This is a genomic window from Rathayibacter sp. AC451 (genome assembly GCF_979253095.1).
In genome coordinates this window covers 53,172-68,251 of record NZ_CEEDBD010000001.1, presented here as the reverse complement: position 1 = coordinate 68,251, position 15,080 = coordinate 53,172, and the positions used below count along the sequence as shown (strand labels likewise).

Below are 15,080 nucleotides of genomic sequence, written 5' to 3'. Positions count from 1 at the left end.
GGACGACGTGGCCAGGATCGTGCAGTACCGCCGGATCGGCGGACCCGAGGTGCTCGAGGTGGTCGACGCCCCCGAACCCGAGGCGCCTGCGGGCGGTCTCGTGGTCGCGGTCCGCGCCGCGGGCGTCAATCCGATCGAGTGGAAGGTCCGGTCGGGTGTGCGGCCGAGCCCGCCGCTGACGGAGCCGCGACGGCTCGGCTCGGACGGCGCGGGCGTCGTGACCGCGATCGGCTCGGGAGTCGAGGGCTGGAGCGTCGGCGACGAGGTGATCGTGCAGGGCGCGACAGGCACCTACGCCTCGGCGGTCGTCGTGCGCCCGGAGAGCCTCGACGCCAAGCCCGCCGATGTGTCCTTCGAGCACGCGGCGGCACTCGGCATCCCGATCGGCACGGCCTACCAGGCCGTCGCCTCGCTCGGGGTCGAGGAGGGGTCGACCTTCCTCGTGCACGCGGGCGCCGGAGCCGTCGGGCAGGCCGCGATCCAGTTCGCCCGTGATCGCGGCGCCCGGGTGATCGCCACGGCGAGCCCCGCGAACCACCAGCTCCTCCGCGAGCTCGGGGCGGAGCCCGTCGCGTACGGACCGGGGCTGCTGGCACGACTGCGCGAGGCCGCTCCGGACGGTGTCGACCGCGTGCTCGACGCCGCGGGCACCGACGAGGCGATCGAGGCCTCCCTCGCCCTCGTCACCGACCCGCAGCACGTCGGCACCGTCGTCGTGGGCGCTCGCGCCGCCTCGCTCGGCATCCGGGCCTGGTCGGGCGGCAACCCCGTGCCGATGACCCCGGAGGAGCTGCACCTGCGCCGCGAGGCGGTACCGCTCGCCGCGCGGCTGCTCGCGGAGGGCCGCTTCCGCGTCGAGCTCGGGCCCCGCTTCGCGCTCGAGGACGTCGTCGAAGCCCATCGCGCGAGCGAGGACGGCCACGTCCGGGGCAAGATCCTCCTGGTGCCCTGACCGGCGCCTCCGCCCGCTCTCACCGTCGAGAAGGAGTCCCGCCATGACCGCAGAGGACCTCGTCCCCGTGATCCTCGGGGGTGCGCGCACCCTTTCGCCCGCTTCGGCGGCAGCTTCGCCACCCTGTCCGCGACCGAGCTCGGTGCACACGCGGTCCGCGCGGCCCTCGTGCGCTCCGGAGTGGGGGCGGCCGACGTCGACGCGGTGATCCTCGGCCAGGTGATCCAGGCCGGTGCCGGGCAGGGTCCCGCGCGCCAGACCGCGATCCTCGCGGGGCTGGGCTGGGACGTGCCGGCGGTGACGATCAACAAGCTCTGCCTCTCGGGGCTCACGGCGGTGATCGACGCGGCACGGCTCATCCGGACCGGCGAGGCGTCGGTCGTCGTGGCCGGCGGTCAGGAGTCGATGACTCGGACCCCGCACCTGCTCCTCGGCGCACGCGACGGCGTCGGAGTCGGCGCGAGGCCGCTCGAGGACGCCCTGCTGCACGACGGCCTGCTCGATCCCTTCGACCAGCGCATCATGGGCAGGGTGACCGACGACGGCAACGCGGAGCGCGGGATCCGGCGCGAGCGCCAGGACGCCTACGCGGCGCTCTCGCACCGGCGCGCGGCCGCCGCTCGGGAGTCGGGGATCCTCGCCGAGGAGATCGTGCCCGTGGCCGTTCCCCAGCGCCGCGGAGCCGACGTGCTCGTGTCCGAGGACGACGGCATCCGGCCGGACACGACCGTCGAGGTCCTCGCGGGCCTGACGCCCGCCTTCACTCCGGAGGGGACCATCACGGCCGGCAGCTCCTCTCCCCTCACCGACGGTGCCGCGGCACTCGTCGTGGCGAGCCGCGGATGGGCTCGCGCCCGCGGGCTCTCCTGGATCGCCGAGATCGCCGAGCACGGGCAGGTCGCCGGGCCCGACAACTCGCTGCACTCGCAGCCGTCGGCCGCGGTCCTCCGTGCGCTCGCCCGCCGGGGGTCGGCCATCGCCGATCTCGATCTGATCGAGATCAACGAGGCCTTCGCCTCGGTGGTCCTGCAGTCGGCCGACGACCTGGGTCTGGCCCCCGAGTCGGTCAACCTCGACGGCGGAGCGATCGCGCTCGGCCATCCGGTCGGCGCGTCGGGTGCGCGTCTGGCCCTGCACCTCGCGCTCGCCCTGCGGCGGCGCGGGGGCGGCCTCGGAGTCGCCGCCCTCTGCGGCGGCGGCGGGCAGGGCGAGGCACTGCTCCTGCAGGTCTGACGCCCTCCACGAGATGCCACTCCGGCACGCCCGGCGCGGCGTGTCGCGTACCGGAGTGGCCTCTCGCGACCGGTCGCGACCGCGCCCGCCTCGGCGTCCCGTCAGACCCTCCGGCTACGCTCGCGGCATGAGCATCCTCAGCCCCGACGGCCTCGAGTTCGTGACCGAGCGGCACCTGGCCACCCTCTCCACTCCGGGCCGCGGCGGACGTCTGCACGTCGTCGCCGTGGGCTTCACCTACGAGGACGGCGTCGTGCGCGTCATCACCTCGCGCGAGAGCCAGAAGGTGCTCAACGTGCGCCGCGGCGGCACCGCGACCGTCGGCCAGGTCGACGGCGTCCGCTGGTTGAGCCTGGGCGGTCCCGCCTCGATCGAGGAGGAACCCGAGGCCGTCGCGCACGCCGTCGATCTCTACTCGCGCCGCTACCGCGTGCCCCGCGACAACCCGCTCCGGGTGGCGATCCGCATCGACGTCGACTTCGCCCTCGGCTCGGCGGGTCTGCGCGCGGAGTAGCCGGCGTGCGCGCGACCGACGCCCTGCGCGCCGACGGCTCCGTCTCGTCGCTGCGCACCCACCGCTACGTGCGGGTGTCGCTGTGCGCTGCGGTGCTGCTGCTCGCCGCAGGAGTCGGCCGGCACCTGGTCGCGGTCGGCCCGCTCCGCTCGATCAGCGCCGCCTATTACACGCCCGGGCGCTCGGTCCTGGTTGGTGCGCTGTTCGCGGTGTCCGTCGCGCTGGTCGTGCTCGCCGGGAGGAGTCTGCGCCGCTACCTCCTGCTGCTCGGCGGGATGACGGCGCCGCTCATCGCGCTCGTCCCCGTGCCGCTGCGCTCGGACGAGCTCGCGATGCTGACGGGCACCGGCTGCCCCGCCGGCGTCGCGCGCTGCCTTCCGGCGAGCGCGACTGAGGAGCTCGCGGTCGGGATGCTCGCCTACCTCCTCGTCGCTGCGGCGGTCCTCGTCGCCTCCGTCGCACTGCTGGCCCTCGATCGCCGGCTGGACAGGATCGCTCTGGTGCGGATCGCCGTCGCGGCGGTGCTGCTCGTCGCCCTCGCCGCCGCGTCCGCGACTCCGGCCTTCGCGGTGACCGGCCACTACGCGGCCGCCGCCGTCTTCTTCTTCCTGATGGCCGCGGTCGCGGGCGTGCACGCGCACGCGGTGCGATCGGAGGGGGTGCGCGGCCCCGGCTCGCCGCGCGGCTACTCGATCGCGTACGCCGTGCTGGCGGTGCTGCTCGCCGCGACCGACCTCGCGCTGGTCGCGCTGGTGCTGACCGGCCGCGGGGAGGCGCTGCTCGGGGAGCAGTGGCTGCTGCTGGTCGAGGCGCTGGCGCTCGCCCTCTTCACCGTCTTCTGGGTGCTGCAGACCGTCGAGAACTGGGCGGATCCGGACCCGTCGCTGCGCTGACGCCCGGCCGGCGCCGGCTGCGCCCCTTCCGGCGGCGACAGGGGGGCCGCCCGGGGACGGGCCTCGCCCGGCCGGCAGGGGCCACTCGGCGTTCACTCGCGATCGAGCGCCTTTCCGAATCGCCCCGAAGAGGGCCCGGAGCCTCCCCCGAGACCCTCTTCGCGCCGACCCGGAGCGGAGCGCAGGAGACCGTTCCCCGGTTGACCCCGGCAAGCGGACCCGACCCCATGAGCCCCGAGGACACGCTCCCTGAGCAGGCCCGGCCCCCACGAACCCAGAAGGCTCACCCGCGAGCGGGACCTTCATGAACACAGAAGGCCCGCCTCTCGAGCGGGCCTGACCCTGAAAAACACAGAAGGCCCGCTCTCCGAGCGGGCCTTCTGATCGTGCGGTGGATCCGAGGGGATTCGAACCCCTGACCTCTTCATTGCGAACGAAGCGCGCTACCAACTGCGCCACGGACCCGTGCCTTCCGAGCCGTCTCCCGGCCCGAACAACTCGTCCACACTAGCACGCCGGGGGGCGGGCTCCGAATCGACGAGTGGAGGCGTCAGGCCCCGCGGCGGCGCTGCAGCGCCTGGTCGAGGTCGATCGCGTCGACGCCCTCGACGACGCCCATCGAGGCGAAGCGCGAGGACGGACGGGGAGCCTCGGGGACCGGCACGGGAGCCGTGGCGCGGGGGGTGCGGATCGGCGCGACCTCGGGGGCCGACGCGGCCGCGCGCTGCGCGAGCTCCGCCTCCGCCGCCGCAGCGCGCAGGCGCTCGACGGCGTCGATGGAGGCCATGGCGCTGGCGGCCACGGTTCCGCGCGAGAGGTAGAGCGGCTTCGGGAGCGGCTTCGGCGTCCAGCTCACGGCCTCCGCGGCGGGGGCCTCCGCCTCCGCGGGCGCGTCCTCGGCCAGCTCGGCCTCGAAGACCTCGGCCGGGCGGCGCGACGCCGCGACGGTCGTCGCGGACATCGACGCGGGAGCGGCCGCGCGGCGCCGACCCGGAGCGAGCACCAGCAGCGTGCCGAGTCCGGCCGCGACCAGCAACCCGCCGACGGTCGGCACCACGCCGTTGCCGCCGAACGGCAGCATCACGAGCCCGACCAGGGCCGCGACGAGGCCGACCAGCACCGCGAAGGCGGCGGTCTGCCGCCAGCGCAGGACGCCGGGCTCCGTGCGAGTGCTCTGCTTCGTGGTCGCGGCCGCCCGTCGCAGCGCTTCGCGCGCCGCCTTCTCCGCCTGTGCCAGCTCCATCGCCTGTGCCTTCTCTTCGGCTCGTCGTCGTGTCTCGGTCGCCCGGAGGGTGCGCTGCTGGAGCGCGACCTCGCGGGCCGTCGCCTCCGCACGCACGTGCTCGGGTACTTCCGCGGTCTCGGCGAGGATCCGCAGCGTCTGCTGCAGCCTCACCGCGTTGCGCTCGGTCGCGTTGTACGACCGGCGGCGCATCCACGTGGGGATGAGGTAGGCGACCCACAGAACGGCGGCGAGCGCCCAGACGACGCCCCCACCCAGCCAGTCGCTACTCATGCGACCCACGCTAGGAGTCGGAGGTGCTCCCGTCCGTCATTACGGGTAGGTGTGTCCGCGCGGATCGCCGATGAGTCGGCTCCCCGTCCGGGGGATGCCCGCCCCGTCCGGCGGCCCCGAGAGCCCGGAACGGTGCGATGCGCGCTGGTCGGCCTCGCTGGGTGTGCCGACGTCGTGCGGCACCTGGCCGTCGAGATAGCGGCGCAGGACACCGCGCGGCACCTCCTCCGCCACCAGGGCGAAGCAGAAGTGGTCGCGCCAGTCGCCGTTGATGTGGATGAACCGGCGGCGCAGTCCCTCGTAGCGGTAGCCGAGCTTCTCGACCACCCGCAGGCTCGGCCGGTTCTCGGGACGGATGCAGATCTCCATACGGTGCAGCCCCAGATCGAGGAAGGCGTGATCGGTGGCGAGTGCGACGGCGATCGGAGTGATGCTGCGGCCGGCGAACCGCTCGGCCACCCAGTAGCCGATCGACGCCGACGAGAGCGAGCCGTAGCCGATGTTCGAGATGTTCAGCTGCCCGGCGAGTTCGCCGTCCCACTCGATGAGGAACGGCACCCCTCCCCCGGCCCGCGCGTTCTGCTGCAGGGAGCGGATGCTCGCGCGGACGTCGAAGGCGGCACCGCCGCGGGGGTCCGACGCCTCCCACTGCCGCAGCCACGCCCGATTGGCGATCAGCTCGCGCTCGAGCGGGCGGGCGTCGCGCACCCGGATGGGGCGGATGGTGACTCGACCCTCGGAGAGCGTCGGGATCGGCAGCGGCATGTCCCGACTGTACTGCGCGCACGAGGTCGCCGAAGGGGGTGGACCGGGCGGCCGGCATCGGAGACGGATGCGCCGTGGCGCTCGGTCCCCTCACGCACGAGATCCCCCGCGGCGGCGGGGGATCTCGACGATCGGGAGGACCCCGGGGAGGCTCCGGGTCAGAGGGTCTCGACGAAGTCCTTGAGCCAGGGCTTGAGGTCCTTACCGAGGTCGTCGCGGTCGGAGGCGAGCTGCACGATCGCCTTGATGTAGTCGAGCTTGTCGCCGGTGTCGTAGCGGCGGCCGCGGAAGACGACGCCGTAGACGCCGCCGAACTCGGCCGGGTCCTGAGCCATGCGCTCGAGCGCGTCGGTCAGCTGGATCTCGCCGCCCTTGCCGGGCTGCGTCTCCTCGAGCACGCCGAACACGTCGGGCTTGAGGACGTAGCGGCCGATGATGGCGAGGTTCGACGGAGCGTCCTCCTTCGACGGCTTCTCGACGAGGCCCGTGATCCGGACGACGTCGTCCTCGTCGGTGGTCTCGACCGCGGCGCAGCCGTAGAGGTGGATCTGGTCGGGGTCGACCTCGAGCAGGGCGACCACGGTGGTGTCGCGCTTCTCGGCGACGTCGATCATGCGCGTGAGGAGCGGGTCGCGCGCATCGATGAGGTCGTCGCCGAGCAGGACCGCGAAGGGCTCGTCGCCCACGTGGCGCTGCGCGCGGGACACCGCGTGACCCAGGCCCTTGGGCTCTCCCTGGCGGACGAAGTGCACGTCGGCGAGGTCGCTGGCGTACTTGACGTGCGCGAGCTTCGCGTCGTCGGCCTTCTTGCTCAGGTTGAGCTCGAGCTCGGGCACGGAGTCGAAGTGGTTGGCGAGGGCGTTCTTGTTGCGCCCGATGATGACGAGGACGTCCTGCAGACCCGCGTCCGCCGCCTCCTCGACCACGTACTGGATGGCCGGCTTGTCGACGACCGGGAGCATCTCCTTCGGGATCGCCTTGGTCGCCGGCAGGAAGCGGGTGCCGAGCCCTGCGGCGGGGATGACGGCTTTGCGGATTCGAGTGCCCATGGGGCGTCACTATATCGGCGGCGGTGGTCGGGGATGTTTCCGAGGAGGGTGCCGGAGCGGCCCCTCTTGTGGGACGGGTGGCAGTGAGCGCGCCTCAGCCGAGCGAGGGCCGCGCCGATCCCGCACGCGGGCCCCGATCTAGACTGAGCGCATGCCAGCCGACATCACTCACGAGAAGCGGGCGCTGCGCGCCGAGCTGCGCGAGCGCCGACGCACGCAGACGACCACGGCCCGCGAGCAGGCCACGGCCCGCATCACCGAGCACCTCGTCGACCTGGTCACCCGCTACGGGGCCAGGTCGATCGCGTGCTACCTGTCGGCACCCGACGAGCCGAGCACCCGCCCGTTCCTCGGCTGGGCCGAGAGCCACGGCATCCGCGTGCTCTTCCCCATCTCGCGGCAGGACGGCCTGCTCGACTGGGCGGTCGGCGACGGCCACACCGAGACGCAGGGCCTGTTCGGCATGCCCGAGCCCGTCGGAGCTCTGCTGGGGCCCATCGCGATCAACGACGTCGACCTCATCATCGTTCCCGCTGCCACCGTCGACCGGACCGGCATGCGGATGGGCTGGGGCCGCGGCTACTTCGACAAGACCCTCGGCTCGATGGAGAAGTGCCCGCCCGTCTACGCGGTCGTCTTCGACAGCGAGCTCGTCGACCACGTGCCGAGCGAGGTGCACGACCAGCCGGTCGACGGCGTCGTGACCCCCTCCGGCGTCCTCGACGTGCAGCGCTGAGCCCTCCTCTCCCCTCTCCCACTCCCCCTCTTCTCAGGAGCACCCGTGCCCACCTACTCCTACCGCTGCACGCAGTGCGGCAACGCCTTCGACATCCAGCAGAAGTTCACCGACGACACCCTCACGGAGTGCCCGAGCTGCCAGGGCGCGCTGCGCAAGGTCTTCAGCGCGGTCGGAGTCACGTTCAACGGCTCCGGGTTCTACCGGACCGACTCGCGCGCGTCCGGCTCCAAGAGCTCGTCGTCGGGGTCGGGCTCGGGCGACTCGTCGTCGGGGAGCTCGTCGGCGGCGCCCGCCTCGACCGGCGGTTCCGGCGGCTCTTCCTCGAGCGGCGGATCGTCGTCGGGCGGATCGTCCTCCGGCGGATCCTCGTCGTCCTCGTCAGGATCCTCTTCCTCTTCCTCCTCTTCCTCCTCCTCCGGGTCCTCGTCCTCCGGGAGCTGACCCGGTCCACCGCCCGCCGGCAGAAACGGAACAGACCATGATCAACGGCTTCAAGGAGTTCATCCTCCGCGGCAACGTCATCGACCTGGCTGTCGCCGTGGTCATCGGCGCGGCCTTCACGACGATCGTCAACGCGATCGTCACCGGGATCTTCAACCCGCTCATCGGGGGGATCTTCGATGCGTCGTCGCTGGAGAACCTCGGCTGGACCCTGCGCGCGGCGCAGAACGGCGAGCCCGCGACGGTCCTTGCCTGGGGAGCCGTCCTCTCGGCCCTCATCCAGTTCGTGATCGTCGCGTTCGTGCTCTACTTCGCGTTCGTGCTGCCGATCAACCACCTCAAGAACGCGGCGTTCAAGAAGAAGATGGACGACGCTCCCGCCGCCGAGGACAAGGCGCCGACCGAGCTCGAGCTGCTCGCCGACATCCGCGACCTGCTGGCCAACGGCGGCACCGCCACGACGGCCAACTCGGGCAAGCACGTCGACTGATCCGTCCTGTTCTTCCTCGCCGAGGCGAGGAAGAACCGCGGTCGGCTCTCCGAGGTGGGCGCGTTCCCGAGAGCGTTGTGCGAACGGCGCGTGCGAAACGCTGGCACGCGTTTCGCACGACGCCTGCACCCTCGGGAGGTCGCCCCTCTGATCGTCCATCCGTCATCCGAGCTCGTCGAGCGCGGATGACGGGTCCTGTGGACAGGGATCTCGATACGTCCGCTGCGCGGGCTACTCGATCAGCAGGAAGGCTCGCCGCAGGAGAGAGTCGCGCACACCCTGCTGGGCGAGGAGGCGTCGCAGGCGTCGGCTCGAGACCCGCCGGGTGCGGAGTCGGGGATCTCGATCCGCCCCCTGCGCGACCTGCAGAGGGGGCCGCCGACGCACGACCGCCGCGCTCCACCAGCAGGACGTTGCGCCGATCCGTCAGTAGTGGGGTGGGACGTCCTGGCGGAGACGGGAGTCGTTCGGCCCGGTGTCCGGGCGGGGCGACGGAGTCTCCGGGTCCGCGACGGGCGGGTCGTGGGGCGACGGGTCGGTGCCGGGCTTCGCCGGCAGGGACGCCCGACGGCCGCCGCGCGAGCGCCGGAGCGGCCGATCCGCTCCGGCGGGCGCGGCGGTCGGCAGGTCGTCGCTCACTCGTCGGGCGACTGGATCTCGATCGGCTGGGTCTCGCTGGAGACGGGGGCCTGCGCCGCCCTCGCCACGACCACCGGGGCCGCCGCCTCGGACGGAGCGCTGGGCGCCTCGTCAGCCGGAGCGCCGATGAGTCCGGCGACCCGCGCGGCCACGGCCTCGGGGTCGGCGAACAGCTCGAAGTTGTGCACGCGGAGGTAGTGCCAGCCGAGACGCCGCAGCAGCTCCGGGCGCAGTCGCAGCGACACCCGGAGGCTCTGCGTGCTGACGTCGCGATCCGTCTCGACGACGACGGCACGGGTGCCGTGCGCCGCGACGAGGGCGAGCTTGCCCTTGTGCCCGATGTTGACCCGGAGCCCGCGGCGCTCGAGACGCGCGGCCAGGTCGACCAGCATCGGCTCGGAGTAGTCGTCGCGGTCGCTGGGCTGGACGCGGTCCTCGGCCTCCTGCAGCACCTGCGCGAGTGCGACCATGCCGTGGCGCATGCGCGACTCGTCGATGTCGCCCGGTCGGAAGCACGACACGATGTCCATCGACCGGCGGGCGCGGGTCATCCCGACCGCGAGCAGCCGCTCGCCGCCGGCCTCGGCCAGCGCACCGAAGTTCGACAGCAGGCGCCCGTGGGGCGTGCGGCCGTAGCCGATCGAGAAGATCACCCGGTCGCGGCTCTGCGCGACGGACTGCTCGAGTGTGACGACCGCGAACGGCTCCGGGCGGTCGCCCAGGATGAAGTCGTTGAGGTCGGCGCGCTTGGCGAACGCGGTGAGCACGGCCTGCTGCACGCGCACGGCGTGACGGGGGCTCGCGGTGATGACCATGAGCGACTCGCGCGGGCGGATGACCGCGTGCTCGAGCACGAGCTCGACGACCTTCGCGACCTCGGCGTCGACGGACTCGACCGCTCCGGAGTCGTTCTCGGGCATGCCGTGGCCGCTCGCGATGTAGTGGAAGCGGAGCGAGTCGTGGCCGAGGAACGAGCCCGCCCACGGGAGCGAGTCGATCCGGCCGCCGTAGAAGCGGCGGTTGACGAGCTCGGCGAGGTCCTCGCCGCCCGCGCGGTAGCTGCGCGTGAGCGTGACGGTGTTGAGCAGCTCGCCCAGGCGCGCCAGGGCGGACTGCGCGTGCAGGGCCTCGACGTCGGTCCGCGTGGCGGAGCTGCCGAACTCGACGCTCTCGTCGACCCGCAGGCCGAACGGGGTGGGCGTCTGCGTGACCGGGTCGCCGAACGCGACGACCTGCTTGGCGCGGCGGATCGCTCCGACGTTCTCGGCGAGCGTCGTGGCGCCGGCGTCGACCAGGAAGACGGCGTCGAACGTGGTCTCGGTGCCGATCCGGTGCACCTCGTAGGGCGAGGCGAGCCACGCCGGAGCGAGGACGCGCGACAGGTGCGGGGCGGCCTTCTGCAGCTCCTGCGGCGTGGTCGCCGCCTCGGTGCGCAGCAGGGCCCGCAGCGCGTCGCGCTCCTGCGGCCAGTCCACGAGCCCGATCTTCCAGGTCTCGGAGAGCTTCCAGGCCAGGAGCTCCGCACTCGAGGCGGCGTGCGCCTCGTCGACCAGCTTGAAGTCGGCCTCGAGCCGGTCGAGCACGCTCGTGTTGCCGCCGAGCAGCGCGCGCTCGTCGGTCAGCATGATCTCGAGCGCCGAGCGCCACCAGGCGAGGTCGAGCTCGATGGCGACCACCTCGGCCGGCACGTGGCGGCGCGAGAGGTCGGTGAGCAGCGGGTCCAGGCCCCACTCGCGCAGCGTCGAGAGCAGCGTCGTGCGCTCCTGCAGGTTCGCGAGCACCTCGCTGTCCTCGGCGAGCCCGGAGACCATCGAGGTCAGCTCGGCCAGCGGGAGCGAGGCGAGCTGCGTGGTCGAGCCCAGGCGGCCCAGCGGCTCGTCGAGGCGGCCGAGGTCGTCGGCGACCTGCTGGTACGCGACCTGCACGTCGGCGACGCCGACCGGCACCTCCGGCACCGTGCCGGCCACCGCGTAGCGCTGCCACAGCGTCCGCTGCTGCTGCACGCGGCGCAGCGACGCGTTGAGGTCGGTGACGTGCGCGCCGGGGCGCATGTACTCGCGGGCGAGCTTCTTCAGGCGGCGGCGGTTGGTCGAGGACATCTCGGCGGCGTCGCGGCGCGGCGACGTCGCGACGATGAGGTCCTGGATCGAGCGGTCGAAGACGGCGGGCTGGAACTTGTCGAGCGTCTCGCGGACGTCCTGGAGCAGGCGCAGGTAGATGCCGAGCTCGGCGACCGACTCGAACGGGCGCATCCGGGTCTGGCCGATGACGTCCTGCGCGCGGTCGAGCAGGCGCGGGAGGTCGCGCAGGTGCAGGCGCTTGGCCAGCTCGTGCGCCGCCTCGGCCTCGCTGGTCGACTGGAAGTGCGCGCCGTACCAGGGCGAGTCGCCCGGGCCGTAGCGGAACTCGCCCAGGCGGGCCGACTCGATCAGCATCTGCGTCGCCTGCGGCCGGCTGTGCGCCAGAGCGGTGACGGCGCGGCGGTCGAGCCTCGCGGTCGTCGACGGGGGCGTGCGCAGCTGCGAGAGGCGCGCGAGCTCCTCGAGGGCCTGCAGGGCCGAGACCCCGAAGCTGTCGTCGCGGCGTGAGAGGGCCCCGCGGTAGTCGAGGAGCACCTTGCGCAGGCGCAGCAGGGCGTCGTCGATCTCGCTGACGGAGGGCCGCGCGGCCTTCTCGTTGCGGCCGATCGACTGGATCAGGTCGCGGCGCAGGGTCCGCGGGCCGACGGCGATGCCGCCGAGTCCCGCCGAGACGAGGCGCTGGTGGATGCTGTCGAGGCTCGAGCGGCGCGCGCCGACCACGAGGACGCGCTTGTGCTGGGCGGCGAGCGCCCCGATCGCGTTCACGATGGTCTGCGTCCCGCCGGTGCCCGGCAGGGTCTTCACGACGAGGGAGTTGCCCGCCGCGATGTTCGCGATGACCTGCTCCTGCTCGGCGTCGGCGTCGAGCAGGAGGTTGTCGGTCGCCGGCGGACGCTCGTCCTGCGGGATGATCGACGCCACCTTCTGCGACTGCTGGAGCGAGCGCTTCGCGGCCGGGTTGCCCGCCACCGCGTCGAGCACGGGGTGCTCGAGCATGCGCGCGTCGCGGAGCATGTCGCCCGCCACGTCGGCGAAGCTCGACACCACGAGCCGCGGGTGCACGGCGAACCACGGCAGGTGGGAGGTCAGGCCGCGGAGCTGGTCGATGACCGGCTGCGGCTTGAAGACACCGCTCTGCACCGCGAGCTCGACGAACTGCTCGGGGTCGATGGTGATCCCGAACTGCTGCTTCAGGGCGCGCGCGAGCTGCGGGTTGAAGTACGGCTGGCCCTTGAGCTTGAGCTCGAAGTCGCGGCCGTAGCGGCGGATGGCGAGCGGGCGCAGCAGGACGGGAGCGGTGAACTCCGTCTCGCCGGCGCGCCACTGCGCCAGCCCGATCGCGAGGTGGACACCCTCGATGCCGCGGACCGAGCGCAGCTCGATCCCCTTGTCGGTGATCGCCGCGGCCGCGTTCTTGGCGGTGCGCAGGGCGAGCTCGTCGCGGATGAGCGAGGAGAGCAGGGTGGTCTTGCCCGAGATGAAGGGGGGAAGGCCGCCGGGATGGGTGGTCGACAGCTCGATCCGCGTACGGGGCGAGTCGACGAAGTGCAGGAGCGGCGAAGGGCCGCCCACCTTCGCGAGCTCGTCACGCCACGACTGCCACACCGGATCCGCGACGTTGCCGCTGCGGTAGCCCGCCTCCCCGCTGGTCACCTGTCCGGGCGAAGCGGTGGCGGAGGGGAGCCGGAGAGCGGACGCCTCCCGGGGGTCACCGGATTCGGGTGAGGTCGCCACCGGTCCGGCTCCTGGGAAATCGTCGACACGTTGCACACGGACACCCTAAACCGGGTACATGCGAAAGCCCGTAGCGACGCGGACGACGCTCTGACGGGGCGACCGTGACGTCGCGGGGTCCGGATCAGGAGGTCCAGGAGCCCAGCGGCGGGGCGGTCTCGACTCGGCGCTCGTCGTCGGTGACGCGGATGCGGCTGCCGATGCGGTCGTGCCCGCCGGCGCAGGCGACCGCGGTCATCACGAGTGCCGCGTGATCGCGGGTGAGGTATCCCAGTGCGGCGCGGAGATCGATCGGCAGCCCGGTGGCCAGCGAGAGCGCGACGCGCGCGACGGCCTCCTCGGACAGGTCGAGCCGGTGCACGTGGCGCTGGAGCGCGCCGAAGTCGATGGACGGGTGCTCGCCGGCTCGCGTGCGCAGCACCCAGGGGCGCGCGGAGCCGGCGCAGCCCGCTCGCGCGAGCAGCTCCTCCGCGAGGCGCACGGACGGACCGGCGGGCAGGCGGCTCACGCCGACGCCTCCGGGGTGCGACGGCGGATCGCGCGCGCCACGACGGGGACGATCGAGACGAGCAGGCAGAGGGCGCCCGCGACCGCCGGAGCGAGCCAGCCGAGCACGCTGACCTCTCCGACGTCGGGGCCGAGGTACTGCCACTCCGCGATGGCGTGGACGAAGAGGGAGAAGAAGCCGAGGGCGACTCCCGTGAGGCCGGCGACGAGGTCGGCGGGGCGCACGATGCCGCGACGAGGCAGGGCCGCGTCGGGATCGTCCGGAGCGGCGTCGCTCGTGATCGTGCTGACGAGTCCGGTGAGGGTGGGGTCGGGCATGGGATCGATCAGACCAGGGATGCGGGCACCGCGTCATCGTCCCGAAGCATGATGTCGCGATCCGTGGGACTGGTCCTCAGCGCTCGGACGGACGCGATCCGAGCGAGGACTGGAAGCGGAGGAGGTAGCCGTCGGGATCGGTGACCAGGACCTGCCTGACCCCCGATTCGCGCACGCCCGTGCGGTACCAGCGCGTCTCGGGCTCCCCGAAGAGCACGACGCCTGCTCGGCGCAGCGCCTCGGCGACCGCGTCGGCGTCGTCGACGCGGATCTGCAGGTTCGCGCCGCGGCCGAGCGGCCGCTCGAGCGGCGCGGTGATCCAGTCGCGGCCGAGGCCGACGGTGTCGAGCATCACGTGCGCGCCGCCGCGCACGAGGTACGCGAAGCCCTCCTCCGGACGGGAGTAGCGGAGGACGAAGCCGCAGGGACCGCACCAGAACGCGAGGCTGCGCTCGAGATCCTCGACGAGCAGCTCGGGCACCAGGTCGGGGTCTTCCGCACTCACGCTCTCATCGTGGCATGGGCGCGCGGAGCAGTTCACGACCGCTGGGTAGGGTGCCGGGATGGACGCTCACGACCGCGACTCCCGGGATCCCGCGCCCGAGGAGCAGGACCTGTGGCCGCTGCGGCAGGCGCCGCCCGCGTTCCCCCTCTCGGCGATGCTGCTCGTCCCGGTCGGCATGGCGGTCCTCGGCGGCATCGGGGTGCTCGCGCTCGTGCAGCTCGACTTCCTGCCGATCCGGATCCTGATCGTCGCGGGACTTCCCTACGCGGTCGTGGCGCTCCTGGTCGCGACGGTCCTCCGGCTCCGCGTGCTCCGCCGCCCGATCGACGAGCAGGCCGACGACCTGTACGCCTCGGGGAGGAGTCCCGCACAGCGCATCAGCTTCGCGGTGGCCGTGTGGCTGCTCGTCCTCTGGGTCGTGATCGCCGCGTGCTGGATCACGGCCGCCGGCTCGCCGATCGTACTGCTCGGCGGCCCGCTGGCCGCCGGAGCGCTGATCTCGATCGCGGCGAACGCGCGGCTGCTCTACTCTCCCCGGGTCGCCCTCGCCGAGGTCGAGGCGGTGCGCGCACATGCTCCCGGCCGTGGGCCGATCCTCGCGAACTGGGTGCTGGCTCCGCTGTCGTGGTTCGCCTTCGCGATCCCCGCGGCGGTGCTCTCGGGAGACCGCCTGCTCGGATTCTGACCACCAGGCCGGGCACGCG

14 protein-coding genes, 1 tRNA gene and 1 pseudogene are annotated in these 15,080 nt (G+C 72.9%); 8 read left to right on the top strand and 8 right to left on the bottom strand.

Translation table 11 applies throughout. The annotated features are described in order from the left end of the window. Positions 1 to 7 precede the first annotated feature (7 nt). The 4 genes and pseudogenes from AC0CID_RS00325 (at position 8) to AC0CID_RS00310 (ending at position 3,592) form a co-directional block, all read left to right on the top strand. Positions 8 to 952, top strand: coding sequence for an NADP-dependent oxidoreductase (locus tag AC0CID_RS00325; RefSeq protein ID WP_465225382.1), 945 nt, complete (start codon positions 8 to 10; stop codon positions 950 to 952). Positions 953 to 995: 43 nt separating this feature from the next. Next, positions 996 to 2,185: pseudogene (locus AC0CID_RS00320) on the top strand (acetyl-CoA C-acyltransferase). A 127-nt stretch (positions 2,186 to 2,312) separates the two neighbouring features. After that, positions 2,313 to 2,699 (top strand): pyridoxamine 5'-phosphate oxidase family protein, encoded by a 387-nt coding sequence (locus AC0CID_RS00315; RefSeq protein ID WP_465225381.1) that lies wholly within the window; start codon positions 2,313 to 2,315, stop codon positions 2,697 to 2,699. A 5-nt stretch (positions 2,700 to 2,704) separates the two neighbouring features. Next, the gene (locus tag AC0CID_RS00310) at positions 2,705 to 3,592 is read left to right on the top strand and encodes a hypothetical protein (RefSeq protein WP_465225380.1); all 888 of its coding nucleotides are present in this window, start codon (positions 2,705 to 2,707) and stop codon (positions 3,590 to 3,592) included. Between the two features lie 392 nt (positions 3,593 to 3,984). On the opposite strand, the gene AC0CID_RS00305 is transcribed toward AC0CID_RS00310, so the two are convergent. From AC0CID_RS00305 to galU, 4 genes are all read right to left on the bottom strand, one after another. Then, positions 3,985 to 4,057, bottom strand: a tRNA-Ala gene (locus tag AC0CID_RS00305). An 85-nt stretch (positions 4,058 to 4,142) separates the two neighbouring features. After that, complete coding sequence (locus tag AC0CID_RS00300; RefSeq protein ID WP_465225379.1) at positions 4,143 to 5,108, bottom strand: hypothetical protein; 966 nt, start codon at positions 5,106 to 5,108, stop codon at positions 4,143 to 4,145. A 39-nt stretch (positions 5,109 to 5,147) separates the two neighbouring features. Then, positions 5,148 to 5,873, bottom strand: a complete 726-nt coding sequence (locus AC0CID_RS00295; protein WP_207402836.1) for a GNAT family N-acetyltransferase — start codon at positions 5,871 to 5,873, stop codon at positions 5,148 to 5,150. Between the two features lie 158 nt (positions 5,874 to 6,031). Continuing rightward, positions 6,032 to 6,922 carry a UTP--glucose-1-phosphate uridylyltransferase GalU gene (galU, locus tag AC0CID_RS00290; protein ID WP_465225378.1) on the bottom strand — a complete coding sequence of 297 codons (891 nt, stop codon included), beginning with the start codon at positions 6,920 to 6,922 and terminating at the stop codon, positions 6,032 to 6,034. A 151-nt stretch (positions 6,923 to 7,073) separates the two neighbouring features. Here galU and AC0CID_RS00285 point away from each other — a divergent pair, with 151 nt between their 5' ends. The 3 genes from AC0CID_RS00285 to mscL are packed head-to-tail and all read left to right on the top strand — an operon-like array spanning position 7,074 to position 8,592. Then, complete coding sequence (locus tag AC0CID_RS00285; RefSeq protein ID WP_207402834.1) at positions 7,074 to 7,658, top strand: 5-formyltetrahydrofolate cyclo-ligase; 585 nt, start codon at positions 7,074 to 7,076, stop codon at positions 7,656 to 7,658. A gap of 45 nt (positions 7,659 to 7,703) precedes the next feature. Then, the gene (locus tag AC0CID_RS00280; RefSeq protein ID WP_465225377.1) at positions 7,704 to 8,102 is read left to right on the top strand and encodes an FmdB family zinc ribbon protein; all 399 of its coding nucleotides are present in this window, start codon (positions 7,704 to 7,706) and stop codon (positions 8,100 to 8,102) included. A 37-nt stretch (positions 8,103 to 8,139) separates the two neighbouring features. Further along, on the top strand, positions 8,140 to 8,592 hold the full coding sequence (gene mscL / locus AC0CID_RS00275) for a large conductance mechanosensitive channel protein MscL (protein ID WP_465225376.1): 453 nt from the start codon (positions 8,140 to 8,142) through the stop codon (positions 8,590 to 8,592). A 635-nt stretch (positions 8,593 to 9,227) separates the two neighbouring features. On the opposite strand, the gene AC0CID_RS00270 is transcribed toward mscL, so the two are convergent. The 4 genes from AC0CID_RS00270 to AC0CID_RS00255 all read right to left on the bottom strand — a co-directional run bounded on the left by AC0CID_RS00270 (position 9,228) and on the right by AC0CID_RS00255 (position 14,376). Next, positions 9,228 to 13,046, bottom strand: a complete 3,819-nt coding sequence (locus AC0CID_RS00270; RefSeq protein WP_465225375.1) for a DEAD/DEAH box helicase — start codon at positions 13,044 to 13,046, stop codon at positions 9,228 to 9,230. A gap of 124 nt (positions 13,047 to 13,170) precedes the next feature. Next, the gene (locus tag AC0CID_RS00265; protein WP_465225374.1) at positions 13,171 to 13,554 is read right to left on the bottom strand and encodes a hypothetical protein; all 384 of its coding nucleotides are present in this window, start codon (positions 13,552 to 13,554) and stop codon (positions 13,171 to 13,173) included. Continuing rightward, positions 13,551 to 13,871: a hypothetical protein gene (locus AC0CID_RS00260; protein ID WP_465225373.1), complete on the bottom strand. Its 321-nt coding sequence runs from the start codon at positions 13,869 to 13,871 to the stop codon at positions 13,551 to 13,553. The genes AC0CID_RS00265 and AC0CID_RS00260 overlap by 4 nt, the downstream gene beginning before the upstream one ends. 76 nt (positions 13,872 to 13,947) lie before the next feature. Beyond that, positions 13,948 to 14,376, bottom strand: coding sequence for a bleomycin resistance protein (locus AC0CID_RS00255; RefSeq protein ID WP_465225372.1), 429 nt, complete (start codon positions 14,374 to 14,376; stop codon positions 13,948 to 13,950). A 58-nt stretch (positions 14,377 to 14,434) separates the two neighbouring features. Between AC0CID_RS00255 and AC0CID_RS00250 the strand changes: the two genes are divergently transcribed. Beyond that, on the top strand, positions 14,435 to 15,061 hold the full coding sequence (locus AC0CID_RS00250; protein ID WP_465225371.1) for a hypothetical protein: 627 nt from the start codon (positions 14,435 to 14,437) through the stop codon (positions 15,059 to 15,061). Positions 15,062 to 15,080: the final 19 nt, after the last annotated feature.

What these genes read in the sequence shown, in the direction of transcription:
- AC0CID_RS00315 (WP_465225381.1), top strand. Translation starts at nt 2,313, where the DNA reads ATGAGCATCCTCAGCCCCGACGGCCTCGAGTTCGTGACCGAGCGGCAC.
- AC0CID_RS00300 (WP_465225379.1), bottom strand. Translation starts at nt 5,108, where the DNA reads ATGAGTAGCGACTGGCTGGGTGGGGGCGTCGTCTGGGCGCTCGCCGCC.
- AC0CID_RS00295 (WP_207402836.1), bottom strand. Translation starts at nt 5,873, where the DNA reads ATGCCGCTGCCGATCCCGACGCTCTCCGAGGGTCGAGTCACCATCCGC.
- galU (WP_465225378.1), bottom strand. Translation starts at nt 6,922, where the DNA reads ATGGGCACTCGAATCCGCAAAGCCGTCATCCCCGCCGCAGGGCTCGGC.
- AC0CID_RS00285 (WP_207402834.1), top strand. Translation starts at nt 7,074, where the DNA reads ATGCCAGCCGACATCACTCACGAGAAGCGGGCGCTGCGCGCCGAGCTG.
- mscL (WP_465225376.1), top strand. Translation starts at nt 8,140, where the DNA reads ATGATCAACGGCTTCAAGGAGTTCATCCTCCGCGGCAACGTCATCGAC.
- AC0CID_RS00260 (WP_465225373.1), bottom strand. Translation starts at nt 13,871, where the DNA reads ATGCCCGACCCCACCCTCACCGGACTCGTCAGCACGATCACGAGCGAC.
- AC0CID_RS00250 (WP_465225371.1), top strand. Translation starts at nt 14,435, where the DNA reads ATGGACGCTCACGACCGCGACTCCCGGGATCCCGCGCCCGAGGAGCAG.